12 protein-coding genes are annotated in these 13,566 nt (G+C 55.5%); 9 read left to right on the top strand and 3 right to left on the bottom strand.

Annotation, left to right across the window (positions count from 1 at the left end):
* Nucleotides 1–50: 50 nt before the first annotated feature.
* Both LEPIL_RS14675 and LEPIL_RS14680 read left to right on the top strand, forming a co-directional pair.
* On the top strand, nucleotides 51–1,472 hold the full coding sequence (locus tag LEPIL_RS14675) for a c-type cytochrome (protein ID WP_002773587.1): 1,422 nt from the start codon (nucleotides 51–53) through the stop codon (nucleotides 1,470–1,472).
* Nucleotides 1,469–2,794, top strand: coding sequence for a c-type cytochrome (locus tag LEPIL_RS14680; RefSeq protein WP_002773590.1), 1,326 nt, complete (start codon nucleotides 1,469–1,471; stop codon nucleotides 2,792–2,794). Before LEPIL_RS14675 ends, LEPIL_RS14680 begins: the two co-directional genes overlap by 4 nt.
* A gap of 241 nt (nucleotides 2,795–3,035) precedes the next feature.
* Here LEPIL_RS14680 and LEPIL_RS14685 read toward each other — a convergent pair whose 3' ends face one another.
* Nucleotides 3,036–3,809: an MBL fold metallo-hydrolase gene (locus tag LEPIL_RS14685; RefSeq protein ID WP_002773592.1), complete on the bottom strand. Its 774-nt coding sequence runs from the start codon at nucleotides 3,807–3,809 to the stop codon at nucleotides 3,036–3,038.
* 262 nt (nucleotides 3,810–4,071) lie between these two features.
* Between LEPIL_RS14685 and LEPIL_RS14690 the strand changes: the two genes are divergently transcribed.
* The 6 genes from LEPIL_RS14690 (at nucleotide 4,072) to LEPIL_RS14715 (ending at nucleotide 8,938) form a co-directional block, all read left to right on the top strand.
* Nucleotides 4,072–4,302: a hypothetical protein gene (locus LEPIL_RS14690; protein ID WP_002773594.1), complete on the top strand. Its 231-nt coding sequence runs from the start codon at nucleotides 4,072–4,074 to the stop codon at nucleotides 4,300–4,302.
* Nucleotides 4,303–4,304: 2 nt separating this feature from the next.
* Complete coding sequence (locus tag LEPIL_RS14695) at nucleotides 4,305–4,565, top strand: hypothetical protein (protein WP_040918915.1); 261 nt, start codon at nucleotides 4,305–4,307, stop codon at nucleotides 4,563–4,565.
* A 136-nt stretch (nucleotides 4,566–4,701) separates the two neighbouring features.
* Nucleotides 4,702–5,316: a DUF1569 domain-containing protein gene (locus LEPIL_RS14700; RefSeq protein ID WP_002773596.1), complete on the top strand. Its 615-nt coding sequence runs from the start codon at nucleotides 4,702–4,704 to the stop codon at nucleotides 5,314–5,316.
* 76 nt (nucleotides 5,317–5,392) lie between these two features.
* A complete protein-coding gene (locus LEPIL_RS14705) occupies nucleotides 5,393–5,788 on the top strand; it encodes a HEPN domain-containing protein (protein WP_002773598.1) in 396 nt (131 codons plus the stop codon).
* Nucleotides 5,789–5,826: 38 nt separating this feature from the next.
* Nucleotides 5,827–6,132: a nucleotidyltransferase domain-containing protein gene (locus tag LEPIL_RS14710; protein ID WP_157135089.1), complete on the top strand. Its 306-nt coding sequence runs from the start codon at nucleotides 5,827–5,829 to the stop codon at nucleotides 6,130–6,132.
* A 52-nt stretch (nucleotides 6,133–6,184) separates the two neighbouring features.
* Entirely contained in the window at nucleotides 6,185–8,938 is a 2,754-nt protein-coding gene (locus tag LEPIL_RS14715; protein WP_002773601.1) for a valine--tRNA ligase, read from the top strand.
* A 9-nt stretch (nucleotides 8,939–8,947) separates the two neighbouring features.
* On the opposite strand, the gene LEPIL_RS14720 is transcribed toward LEPIL_RS14715, so the two are convergent.
* Both LEPIL_RS14720 and LEPIL_RS14725 read right to left on the bottom strand, forming a co-directional pair.
* Nucleotides 8,948–9,148, bottom strand: coding sequence for a hypothetical protein (locus tag LEPIL_RS14720; RefSeq protein ID WP_002773603.1), 201 nt, complete (start codon nucleotides 9,146–9,148; stop codon nucleotides 8,948–8,950).
* 2 nt (nucleotides 9,149–9,150) lie between these two features.
* A complete protein-coding gene (locus LEPIL_RS14725; RefSeq protein ID WP_002773605.1) occupies nucleotides 9,151–10,620 on the bottom strand; it encodes a papain-like cysteine protease family protein in 1,470 nt (489 codons plus the stop codon).
* Between the two features lie 226 nt (nucleotides 10,621–10,846).
* On the opposite strand from LEPIL_RS14725, the gene LEPIL_RS14730 reads away from it, so the two are divergent.
* Nucleotides 10,847–13,561: a helicase-related protein gene (locus LEPIL_RS14730; RefSeq protein WP_002773607.1), complete on the top strand. Its 2,715-nt coding sequence runs from the start codon at nucleotides 10,847–10,849 to the stop codon at nucleotides 13,559–13,561.
* Nucleotides 13,562–13,566 lie beyond the last annotated feature (5 nt).

Here is a 13,566-nt window from a genome sequence, read left to right on the forward strand (position 1 = left end):
CGATGCAGAGATGCCATATCTATGCCCTGATAACACAGGAGGTTTACCCTATGTTTGATTATCCTGTTTTCGAAGTACCGATCATCGGCCAGAGGTTGCTCATGGCCATCGACGCCGTCACGCACGTTTTCGTTTCGCATGGCGGAGCGGTCGGCGGATCGGTCGTACTCGCCCTCGCCGCATGGTGGGCCAACAAAAAGAACGACCTTGCTCTTTACGAACTCGTGCGAAAGATTCTCATGGTTTTCTTTATCGTCACGACGAGCGTCGGAGCTCTCACCGGCATCGGGATCTGGATCCATGCCAACATCATCACGCCGAACGGAATCGGAAGCCTGATTCGCGTCTTCTTCTGGAAATGGTTCATCGAATGGATCGTCTTCAATATCGAAGTGATCATGCTGATGATCTGGTTCATGACCTGGGAGAAGAACGCAAAAACCGAGGCCGGTCGCAAGAAATCCATCATGATCGGAGGCGTGTATGCGGTGTCGTCCTGGGTGACGATGCTCATCATCACGGCCATCCTCGGATTCATGCTCACGCCTAACTTTGAAGGTCAGCCGTGGATCGATCCCGAGGTATTCCCGGGCAAGGTGGATTACAATAACGCCCTGTTTAATCCGACATGGTTCCCCGGTCTGGCGATGCGCACGTTCTCGGCCATCGCATTCGGAGCGGCGCTTGCCATTCTCTGGACATGGCTTCTGACGGCCTTTTTCGGACCGAACGACGACGAGGCGAAAGAGCTTCGCGGAAAGGCGATCCGCTTCTTCGCGACAATCATGGTCGTCGCCGTTCCGATCGGCGCCGTCTTCGGCTTCATCTATCTGCGCTCCATTCCCGAAAGCGCCATGCAGATGATTCCGACGGCGATGATGACGCGGGCCTTTGCCGATCGCTTCGATCTCATCTATACGATCGTAGCGGCCATCGGCGTGACCGTCGTCGTCACAACGCTGCTGGCCTTCTTTCTGCCGAAGCGCATGCCCTATGTCGCCGCCGTGGCGATGGTGCTGGCCTTCGCCTCTTTCTGGGGATACGAGGAGCGCGTGCGCGAATTCGTCCGCAAGCCGTTCATTATCAACAACTACATGTTCGCGAACGGCATCCGACTTACCGACATCCCCTATCTGAACAGAGTGGGCGTGCTCAAGCATGCGGTCTTCTTTCCCGAAGAAGAGCGCGTTCTGAAGGCCGATCGTTCAAACATCGTCGACGTCGGACGCAGCGTCTACCGCATCGAATGTAAAACCTGCCATACGACGCATGGCCTCAATTCGCTTTCTGCTCTGACTCAGGGCTGGACGCGCGAAGCGATCCACAACCGCGTCTCGACGCTGCGCTCGGGTACGACGCTTTTCATGCCCGACTTTGTCGGTACCGAAGCCGAGAAAGAGGCTCTTGTGGAGTTCATCCTCTCTCTTAACGCTCCGGGCCGCTACGGGCTCACCGCCGGAGGTGCACAATGAAATGGGAATTGCCTCTTGATATTCCCCTGGTCACGCCGACCCTGGGATTGCCGATCTGGTTATACGACGCCTTGCTGGTCATCGTATTCGTCGTGCACATCACGTTTATCTACACGCTTCTTGGCGCATCGTTCGCTTCGGTGCTCTACAATATAACGGGGGTGTGGAAGAAGTCGAAGGTCGACGACGATCTGGCTTACCGACTAACGAACTTTACGACGGTATCTGAGAACATGGGAGCTCTGTGGGGCGTGGCGCCGTTATTGATCATCGGCGTGCTTTACACGGGCTTCTTTTATACGGCGATCATTAAGATCTCGCCGCATATTCTCCATATCATCTACGGAAACATCCTGGCCTTCCTTCTCTCCTATGCCTATAAGTTTTCCTGGAAGAAGATGCAGGAGCATAAGGGGTTTCACATCCTGATAGGATCGGCCATGCTGATTCTCTTTTTCTCGTTGCCCTTCGTCTTCATGTCGATGACGAACCTCTACATGCAGCCTGAGCTTTTCGGGCAGGTGAAGGATATCTGGGATGTGATGCTGACGCCGCTGACGGGGTTGCGTCTGCTCAATTTCTTCCTGACGACGTTCACCTTCTTCGGCGCGGTAATGATCTTCTTCGCCACAAGATGGAACGATCCTGAAGACGCGGAGATCCGAAAGCTGGCCATAGACCAAGGAAAGAAATGGATCCTGTTCAGCGCTCCGTTGAACGTCGCCATCCTGCCTCTGGTCCTCTTCGCCTTTTCGCCGCGCATCGGCGAAGGACTGATGAAAACGTGGTTTATCGCACTGCCCTTCCTCGCCGCGCTGATTCTTTTCTGGATGGTCGTGTATCTGATCAAACAGTTTACGGCCGGTGATTTCAGCCGCAAAGAAGGCACCGCGCTCTTCTCGGCCATGCTCGTAACCGTACTTCTCATGGCGACAGGTCGACAGGGATTGAGAGTCGTCTCTTTTGAAGAGCCCGTAAAGGTTCAGGCAGAGGCCACGCAGGCGTATATGAATAATATGCTTGTGGCCTATCACGAAGAACGGGCACGCGAAAAAGACAGACCGGAGCCGGCAGGCGACGAACGGCAACAGTTAGCCGAGAAGAAGGGATGCCTGGCCTGTCACAGCGTCGAGATCCGACTTGTCGGGCCGGCATATAAACAGGTGGCGGCGAAGTACCGATCACCCGACGAGATCATAACCTCTATCCTGAAAGGCTCGAAAGGAAAGTGGCCAGAGCTGAACGGCGTAGCCATGCCGCCGAATCAGGTGACCGAAGCCGAGGCGCGAAAACTCGCCGAATGGATTCTTGAGCAGAAGTAATGCAAAATCCGGGAATCAGATCGGTTCCCGGAACCGTATAACTCTTTCCGAGTGATTCCTGCGCCGGCCGCACTGGCCGGCTTTTTTTCTACTATCTATCTCAAAATGGCTTTTATAGCGCAAGGATGCTGCGAGTCAGCTTTTTCTTCATGCCTGTATCCCCTCATCACCGTCACGATTGAACTTTGATGTGTGATAAGGCCTGTGCCGCAATACCGTCCAGCTTTTTTAGCAGAAATTTCTATTTATGGTCCCTGTAATACTCATGCAGCTTTCTGAAGATATCTCGACTCTGCACGACCGTTCCGTGTCCGCTGATAACCTTATCAAAAGGCAGCTTCTCGACGGCGTTCAGCGCACGCAGAGCCTTGATGGCATCGACCTTAGCGGTAAAAAGAGGCGGATAGGCGACAAGGCTTCCTCCGTAGAGCATGCGCTCCTCTTTGAAGAGCACGACAAGATTGTCGTCGGACCATCCCTCGCCGGGAAAGATGACCTTGATGTTGCCCTTTTCAAGCTCGAACTCTTTATCGATGGCGCCGCGCAGCTTCGGAAGCGGTGTGCGATCCCAGTGCAAGAAGGATTGTGACAGCCATTGATTCGCCTGAATCCAATCCTCTTCGAAGCGAGCGGCTGCGTTGCGCTGGATCAGAACAGGAATGCCTTCATCAACAAAGGCCTGGGCGCCGCCCGCATGATGCTGGTGTCGCGACGTGAGGATTAGTCCGCGAAACTCCGCATGTGTGAGCGTCATCGCCTTCCAGAGCAGCGCCTCTGCCGAGCGCGGCTGATAGGTCGCATCGAAGAAATAAACGCCGTTCTCGCCGATCCAGAAGACGCTGTTGGTCTTCCAGAAATTCCCGTCCTCGACCGAGTAGATGCCGCCGCTCACATGCTTGATACGTAACGGCAGATCGGCGCGATCGGCCGGCACAAGCGGATCACGGCGGCTGACCGGATGGCAGCCGGCAAAGACGGTCAGAGAGAAGGCGATGAGGGATGCAAGCCGGCCCATAATCCAGTGAACGGGCCGCCGCACTCTGATTCAAGGCCTTTTCGCTGATGGCAGGGCGGAGTTCCGACGTATGGCCCGGATTCTCATCCCGTCGGAGTTCCGACCTGGCCGCTGATTCGCCTCGTCGGAGTTCCGACCTATGGCCTGATTCTCATCCCGTCGGAGTTCCGACCTACTGAAATCTGCGAAAAAGCGCCCCGGCACGCCAGAATTACGCTGACAGGCGGTCAAGAATACGGCAAATCCGACCGATACAGGACGTATGAGGGTAGAAGCGACACAGAACGTCTCCCGCATCGATGGAGTCTACGTTTATCCCGTACGTCGTTATCAGACCGATCCGGTTCCGCCCGTTGATCCGGTCCGTGAGCGCAGCTCCGCCCTCAGCGGCTCGCAGATTCGCGAGCAGAACTACCTCGAACTCTACTCGCCGTCGGGAATGCGTCGCATGAACACGTCGCCGGCTGCCTCGTTCATCGACCGTCGGGCCTGATCGTGTCTTTTCGCTCCGTCTTTCTTGTCGCCCTGGCCGCCTCTCAGCTCGGCTCCTGCTCGTATCTTGAAAAGCTATTTCATGGCGAGAAAGAGCAGTTTGATCCCTGTGATCCCTCCTACAATTATTACGACGAAGACGGACAGCATTACATCAGAGACGAACTTGTTCGCGACGACGGTACCATCGACTATGAGCGCATCCTGAAAGGACTCGACCCGTCGCATTCACGCTGCGATCCCCTGAACAAAGAGCAGAAGTGAGAAGCAGCACGGCTGTGAAGAAGCCCCGCTAACAGGTCGAGTCCATACATCTGACAGGAAAGGCTTGACAGCTAAGGCCCGCGGGCATTCTTCCTCGTGCCGGCCTCCTGCCGGTTCCTTTATTCACGAGGTTTCTATGTCTTTGCGCCGTACTCTGCAATTCCATTCCCTTGACGATGTTCTCGTTGAGCTTTCCGCTCTTGACAGGGCGCAGATAACGACGACGGGTACATGGTCGTTTTATCAGATCCTGAGCCACCTTGCTGAAAACATAGAGAGCAGCATCTCACAGTATCCGCGCAGCATGCCCTTTGTGATTCGCCGGACGATCGGCCCGATGGCGCTGCGTCATCTCTTGAAAACGCAGGAGATGAAAAGCGGAGCGCCGAATCCGACGGCTCCGAAGCAGCGCGAAGAAGGCGACGAGAAGGCGGCCATGCTTCGACTACGCACAGCGATTGCCTCGTTCCGCGCCTATGAAGGTCCGATGGCCGAGCATCCGTTCTTCGGCCCGATCAATAAGGAAGACTTCGAAGCATTGCATGCTCATCATGCGGCGCTGCACCTGAGCTTTGCGCATCCTGAAACCGCGCAGACGAGGCCTTCGAAAGAACGCGCTGCACCATCCGAGAAAAAGGCTGCAAAGAAGGCGCCCGAAAAAACAGCAAAGAAAGCCACCAAAAAGGCCTCTAAGAAATCGGCGAAAAAAGCAGCAAAGAAATCTGCAACGAAAAAGTCCGCTTCGAAGTGAGAGCCTGAGGCAGCTCAGCTTCTCAGTGTGAATTGTTTTCGCTTGCTTTTCTTTGTTTGTCGGTCAAGCCTGTAATATGCGTGCCCGATGGCAAAACTGGCTGATTCAGGCTGAAGCCGATTTGCAATGGGCCGAGGATTCCTTTGCAGACGGTCACTATGCGGGGGTATGCTTTCTCTGCCAGCAAATCGGCGAAAAGGCCGTGAAAGCGCTCGCATACTTTCGTGGTGCAGATCTTGTAAGAGGCCACAGCATTCTTTCCATTTGTGAGGAACTCGAATTGAACGGCCCCGTTCGTGAGGCTGCAGCGCGACTTGACCTTTACTATATCAGTACCAGATATCCTGACGCGCTGCCATCTGGCGCTCCTGCCGAGCAGTTTGTCTCGTCTCAGGCCAGTGAAGCTTTACAACTTTCGCGCTTAATTATAGCCCGAGTCAAAGAAGAGACAACCTCGGGGACTGAATCATGACCAATGTCATCTTTCACCCCCCGAGGCATCCTGCCGACATGGCCTATCGCGAGGGAATCGTCAAGCAGCTTCAACTACTCCTGAAAGACCGAGTGGACCAGGCCTATATTTTCGGCAGCTTTACCACAGAGGGATTTCACGGAGATAGCGATCTTGATCTCATTTTGATCTGCCGCACTGAAGAGCCTTTCGTGGAAAGAGGACGGTCCTTTTTTGATCTTTTCGACCTTGGGATTGCCATCGACTTGCTCGTTTATACCCCAGAAGAATGGGAGCAAATCAAGAGAGAAAAACCCGTCGGATTCTGGAAATCTGCCGTTGCTACGCTGAGGCAGATCCTGTAGCTCCGCTGCTGAAAATGGTTTTCAGGGCGCCCCGAAGCGGCAAACTGGGCCAATGACAGCGGAACTGCCTTCACGATACAGCCATACAGAGACCGAGGCGCGATGGCAGGAGCTCTGGGAGAGGTTCGGCGCCTTCTCTCCCGAGTTCGCCGAGAAGGCCGGACTTCCGCAAACGGGCGATCCATACTGTATCGTTATCCCTCCGCCGAACGTCACCGGACAGCTGCACGTCGGCCATGCGCTGAACAACACCATACAGGATGTGCTCATCCGCACGGCACGCAAGATGGGACGACCGACGCTGTGGGTGCCGGGCGTCGACCATGCAGGCATCGCCACGCAGGCTCGCGTCGAGAAAGACCTCAAAGAAAAAGAAGGCGTTTCGAAACACGAACTCGGTCGCGAAGAGTTCTTAAAACGCGTCTGGGAATGGAAGCATCACTTTGGCGGCGTCATCACGAAGCAGATCCGCCGTCTCGGATTCTCGGTCGATTGGAACCGCGAGCGCTTCACGATGGACGAAGGACTTTCGCGCGCCGTTCGCAAGGTATTCGTCGATCTCTATAAAGAAGGCCTGATCTATCGCGACACTCGCATGGTGAACTGGGATCCCGAGGCCCGCACCGTGCTATCTGATCTTGAGGTCGATTATGAAGAAGGCTTCAAGGGAGAGCTCTGGTCTTTTGCATATCCGTTAACCGATGGCAGCGGGGAGATCGTCGTCGCCACGACCCGTCCTGAAACGATGCTGGGCGATACGGCCATCGCCGTTCATCCCGACGATGCGCGCTACAAGCATCTGATCGGCAAAACGTGCAAGCTGCCTTTCGTTAACCGTGAAGTGCCGATCATCGCCGACGGCATTCTCGTCGATCCGGAATTCGGAACGGGCGCCGTAAAAGTAACGCCGGCGCATGATCCGAACGACTTCGAGGTCGGTAAGCGTCATGATCTGGAATTCATTACCATCTTCGATCTCTCGGCCCGCGTAAACGAAAACGGCGGAGAATTCGCCGGCATGGATCGTTACGAGGCCCGCAAGGCCATCAAGGCAAAGATCGCCGACCTGGGCCTTGAGCGCGGATCAAAAGAGAACATCATGAGTCTCGGTCGCTCGCAGCGATCGGGCGCCGTCGTCGAGCCGATGATCTCGACGCAGTGGTTCGTCAAAGTCGGACCGTTAGCCGAAGAGGCCATAGCGGCCGTCGAGACGGGCAAGATCCGCTTTGTGCCCGACCAGTGGAAAAATCTGTTCTATGCCTGGATGCGCGACATTCGCGACTGGTGCATCTCCCGTCAGCTCTGGTGGGGACATCAGATTCCGGCATGGCATTGCGCCGACTGCGGGCACACGACCGTGTCGATGGAAGACGTCACGTCCTGCGAACACTGTCAGTCCGACAACGTCACGCAGGATGAAGACGTGCTCGATACCTGGTTCTCGTCGGGCCTGTGGCCGTTCTCGACGCTCGGATGGCCCGAGCCGACGCACGATCTTCGCACGTGGTACCCTAATACGGTGCTCGTCACCGCCTATGACATCATCTTCTTCTGGGTCGCCCGCATGATCATGCTCGGGCTGCATTTCATGAAAGACGTGCCGTTCGGCGACGTCTATATTCACGGCCTGATGCGCGACGAGAAAGGACGCAAGATCTCGAAGTCGCTCGGCAACAACATTGATCCGATCGACGTCGTAAACGATTTCGGCGCCGACGCCTATCGCTTCTTCTTAATCGCCACCCTGACCGAGGGCAAGGACTCGACCTACTCCGAGGGACGACTCAAGGGTTATCAGAATTTTGCCAATAAGGTCTGGAACTCGTCCCGCTTCGTCTTCATGAACCTGCCCGCAGACTTCAAGCCCGTCGCCGACACGAAGGCGTTAACCTCCCTGGCCCTTGAGACAGAAGACCTGTGGATATTAAAGCAGCTCAATCATCTGCTTGAGACGCTGAACCGCACCATCGGCAACTATAAGTTTCACATCGCCACCGAAGAGCTCTATGCCTTTATCTGGAATCAGTTCTGCGACTGGTATGTGGAGCTGATCAAGTCCCGTCTCTATGAAAAGGAGATGACGCCGTCGAAAGAGGCCGCTCTGCAAACGGCCTTCTATGTTCTGCGAAGCATCCTGAACGTGCTGCATCCGTTTATGCCTCATATCACCGAAGAGATCTTCGCGATTCAGAAGCAGTATCTGGATAACGACGGGCAGAACGGCAAGGCAGGCCCGTCAGGCGAAGCCAGCGACGCCGGGCCGCGATTTCTCATGTGGGAGCCCTGGCCCGTCGCCGCTCCGCTTTCGCAGGCGCAACTCACCGAGGCCTCTGTGCTCGAGGTCTTACAGGAAGTCATCACGAAGGCCCGACTCATCCGCGCAGAGGCCGGACTCGCCCCCGATCGCAAGATCCGCATCGTCGTACAGACGACGAACGCAGAGCTTGGACGCGTCATTCAGGTAAAAGAGAAGGCCGTTCTGCGTCTGTCGCAGGCCGAGACGATCGAGATCACGAAGTCGCATAACGCCGGCAAGTTCGAGTCGATGGAGGCCTTCAGCGAAGGCGAGGTCTTTGTTCCTCTTGAAGGCCTGCTTGATGTTGCGAAAGAGAAGGATCGCCTGAACAAAGAGATCGCAAAGACATCGCAACTGGCCGAAGGCGCCCGCAAGAAGCTGAGCAATGCGAAGTTCGTCGAAAGCGCGCCAGCCGACGTCATCGAGAAAGAAAAGCAAAAGCTCGAAGAGGCCGACGAGAAACTGAACTCGCTGAAGAAAGGACTGGAGCGACTGGCGAAGATGGGGTGATGGGTTGGGTTAGCGGGTCAGGAAGGCCCGCGACGCTGACTCAAGCGATTTATTAAGAATATTGCTGGCAACCCTACTTTCTTCTTCAAGAGCGCGGTTCATTTCATGGATTTTTTGAACGACTGGATTTTGAGAATCCATGAGGTCAATCTCGACTGTTTCTCCTCGACCCAGATCACCGAGTAGCTCTTCGAATTCTTCACGATCCATTGTCAGGCCCTCCAGTTATTCCAGTCACCTTTTAGATTATTCTGGTACAAGCGAAAAATCAACGTTTCTCCAAGTTCTTGTGCCTGCCAGCGCCCCTGCCTGTCACGAATACCGACACGACCTGATCGAAGCAGAAAAAGAAGGCTCTGATCAGAGGCATCCCCCGTAGCGTCCAGAAGCATCAGGCCCGAAATATTGCCCTGGCCATACTCCTTTCTCGACGCTTCTTCGACAACCCAAATAAACTTCGGCATCTCAAGACGAGCAACCAATCGCTTCAGTTCTACTGGCAATGAATTGCGAACGAAAGCCGCCTTAAAAGACCGTGCCGTAGTAATAAAAAAACGCAAGAATACAGGTTCCTCTGGCTTCTCTCCGACCAGCCCTGTATTCTCGAATAACTGAAAGACCAATTTCCGCGCTCTGTATGCATCCAGATAGATTTTGGGATACAACGGAACAATAAAATGATCGATCGAAGCCGAGGCAAGCTCCCGGCCCTGATAGCTCAACGGGTGATCGAACGCCATAATAGAAAATGGAGGGCGGTTATCATCCATGACGACATAATCAGAACAAAGATCTGCTGTATCCATCCACAGACCATGAGCAACAAGGTCATCGGGATTCTTGCGATCTGTAGCATGCCCGATCGCCACCCACGCATGCCCCTGAGAGCCGCCGGTAGCTGCTACGATCACGGGAATTCCGGACTCAATATAATAGTGGAAGAGCTTCTTGAAAAGAGACTTCTCCTGCTCTTCCAAATCCTTTCTCGAATAGATTACGCTACCGAATCCAAGTTGGTTCAGAGCATACGAGAGTTGTGCTACAGACAATCCATCGGAAGGTACCATCCGCCGTGCAGACATGGAGTTGAGCGCTTTACGAATTGAGCTTGATCGAGCCGGCCGGTATTCCTGATACTTAGCTGAGAAGTATTCCATAATCGTCCAGAGCGACGTTTCTGCACAGGACATCGACTCGCTATCCTGAGCCGAATGGGGAAACGAATCGACATTCACATCTAAACCGTGGACTAACGCCCTATACCGGGCGAGGCAGACAACAGCGTTCTGGTTCTTCATCGCACGGGGCGCAAGAACGGATCGACCGATATTCCGGATCTTGGTCGGGCGAACAACGAAGAAGCCAAGATACGCTTTAATAATTTCCGAACGGTATTCTTCGTCTGTTAGTAACCGATCAAGATCCGGTTCTTGCTCAAACAGCGAAATCCTTACACAATCCCTGGAATATGCGACATGCTTTGAGGCAAAATACTCGTAATAGCTATCGCGGTAAACACTATCTACATACGGGAACTCGATAACACAGACCAGATCAGGGCGCAAAGCCTCAATGTAATTCCGGAAATAACGAGCGCTGGCATCATTCATAGCCCACGGTGTTTCTTTCAGGGTCTCTACAAGCCGATCAACGTCTCGAATAGGAACTACCTCGAACTTCATCCCCTGCTTCCCTCCACAATCCGAATCTCCTCTTCGGTCAGGCCATACAGCTCATACACAAGCACATCGATCTGCCGATCCGTATGCTCGATGCGCCGCTTCTTTGCTATTTTCTTTCACTGCCGTCTCCGATGTCCAGCCTGAGATCGGGAGTCCGAATTGCAAAGCAGTTTTCGCCGCCCCATTTCCACTTGCACGCACAGCACACGGCAACATCTTGCGATCGATGGCATCCTCTGACGCCAACCGCTACTTCGGCTCGGGCCGTGCGCTCGGTATTATACGCGATATACTCGACGATGCTCGGCTGGTGCGCATTGCGACGGCCTTCTTCGAGCCGTCGGGATGGCAGCTGCTTGAGCAGACGCTTCGCGATAAAGAGGTGCGGTTGCTCATCGGTCGGCCTGAGGGAACGACCGATCGCATCCGCTCGATCGCCGAAGAGTTTGCCGCGGCGCTTTTCTCGGGCGATCTTGAGCATCGCACGCGATCGATCGCCGCTCTGCGGGACGCCTTGCAGAACGGACGCTTCTCGATCTCGGCCGGCGGCGGAACGCTTGATCCGCGACACATCCTGCATCATGCGAAGATCTACATATCAGACGACACGCGCGCCGTTGTCGCTTCGTCTAACTTCACGTTCAGCGGACTTCTGACGGCGCGAGAGGCGGGCATCGTCGTTCGGAACGAGGACGACGTCGCCTATTTCATCGATCGATTCGACGAGTACTTCGAGCAGGCAATCCCGCTTGGCGAGGAGCTGCTTGATCTTCTCGATCGCTGGCTGCGCCTGGGCTCTGCCTATCATGTCTATCTCAAGGCGCTTCTGGCCGTTTATGGACTTCCCGAATCCGAGGAGGTCGGACGTCTGCCCGCCCTTGCCGGCTACCAGCGCCCCGTCGTTTCGCGCATCCTGCGTAACGTCGAAGATTTCGGAGGATCGTTCGTCGTCGCCTCGACGGGGTTAGGCAAGACGATCATGACGGCGCATGCGGCGGCGATGCTTCGCGCGGCGGGCATGATCGACTCCGCCCTGGTGTTCTGTCCGGCGGGGCTGCGACAGATGTGGCGACGTACCCTGCGTGCCGGTCGCGTTTCGTCTGAAGAGTTCAGTTACAGCGAGCTGTCGATTACGGACTGGCGTCGTAGCCGTCGCATGGACGTGCTTCTTCGCGAGCTCGATCAGGTCGACGAGCGAACCCTACTGATACTCGATGAAAGCCATCATCTGCGCAACGAAGAAAGCGGCGGCGAGCTGCGCCTGCGTAACTCTCGTATCGAAGAGGCCGTCAGCAAAGGCGCTCGCACGCTGCTTGTGACGGCGACGCCCTACAGTCGGGGCGTGGACGATATCAACGCGCAGCTGCGTCTTCTACCGAAGCAGGATCGGCAGGGGCTCTTCGCGAATCACAGCGCCTGGAATGTAGAGACTCCGGCCGAGCTCTCAGATCTAAACTGCTCTGTCGTGCTGACGGCGCCCATCGTCGTGCGCCATTTCAGCGAACAGGACGAGGCAGGCGAACGTTACGTCATCTTTTCAGGGGACCGTCGCATGTACTTTCCGCGACGCATCCACATCCGATCGCATATCTATGAAAACGCCCTCGACGCTCCGTTAAGCGAACTTCTAAAAAGCGGACTTCTGCGCCGCCGCATCGCCTCAGAAGAGACGGCTCCCGATCTTTTCGGGAACGGGCCCTCCGGAAAACGAGACGCCTTAACCGAGGCGCGCATCATCCATCAGTTCTGTTCGTCCTCGGCCGAGGCTTCCCGCGTGCTCGGTCAGTTAGGCGAAGAAGGCGGATTCGATACGCTGCGCTTCCAGCGGCAGGAGGAGCTGTCGGTCTTTGCCCGCGACGCCCGCCGCATTCCCGAGAGCATGCTCGCCGATCAGGGGCAGGATCCGAAGATCCGCGCCCTCTGTGATATACTGCGATCCCATCCGGCACAGAAGGCCGTTATCTTCTGCACGTATGTTTCGACGGCGGGCTTCGTAAAGGCTGCTCTGAACTCCCTGCTGCCCGAGCTTCGTGTCGACTGCACCGTAGACCGTGACGCCGACGATCTCGATCGCCTGCTTCGCGCCTTTGCTCCGATCTCGAACTCCGCCGAGTTTCTCGAAGACGATACGGCGCAGGACGAGACGCTCGACGTGCTCGTCGCCACCGGATCGTTAGCCGAAGGCTTCAATCTACAGGATGCTCCGCTTCTGATCAACTTCGATCTTCCCTGGACTGTGCTTGTCCTTGCTCAGCGCATGGGCCGTATTCTGCGTCCGTGGCATGAGCCGAGAGAGATCCACATCTATAACCTGATACCGTCAACGATGGAGCGTCTCGATACGGACGATCTCTATCTTGCGCGCAAATGGAAGGAACGCCTCGAACGGCGCAGTAAAGAGCACCGCTCTTTTGCCGACATCCCCGTTCTGCTTGAGGAACGCGAGGGCTCGGTGGAGATGATCGCCCTCGCTCGAGTGCTGAGGCAAACCGGTGATCCCGATCTGAACCTTGATGAGGCGCTGGCCTTCGTCGAAAGCGTCGAAGAGATCCGCACGTCGTCTTTTCTTGACGATCTCGGTCGAGCATCTGAGGCCGATCTTTCTGCCGTGCGTTCGATGGTTCCGGGCCTTCGCAGCATCAAGGGCGATGCGTCAACGGAAGGCCTGTTCGTTCTCTTCTCGTATCGCGATCGACCGTGTCCTGTGCTCTTCGATATGCAGGGTGCGATCCTGCTCGATACGGTGAAGGCCGATGAGATTATGGCGCGCATCCGATGTGAGCCCGACGACGAGACACAGGGCATCCCTCAGCGAAAGCTTGAAGATACGCTGGATCGCTACGATCGACTTTTACAGAGATCCCGTGATACCTGGGCGCATAGCCGGGGCATAGATCCAGAAGAGCTGCGTATCGTATGTTCGATGCTACTGCGAAGTTGAAAAGC

The sequence above is a fragment of the Leptonema illini DSM 21528 genome, assembly GCF_000243335.1.
Lineage (GTDB): Bacteria > Spirochaetota > Leptospiria > Leptospirales > Leptonemataceae > Leptonema > Leptonema illini.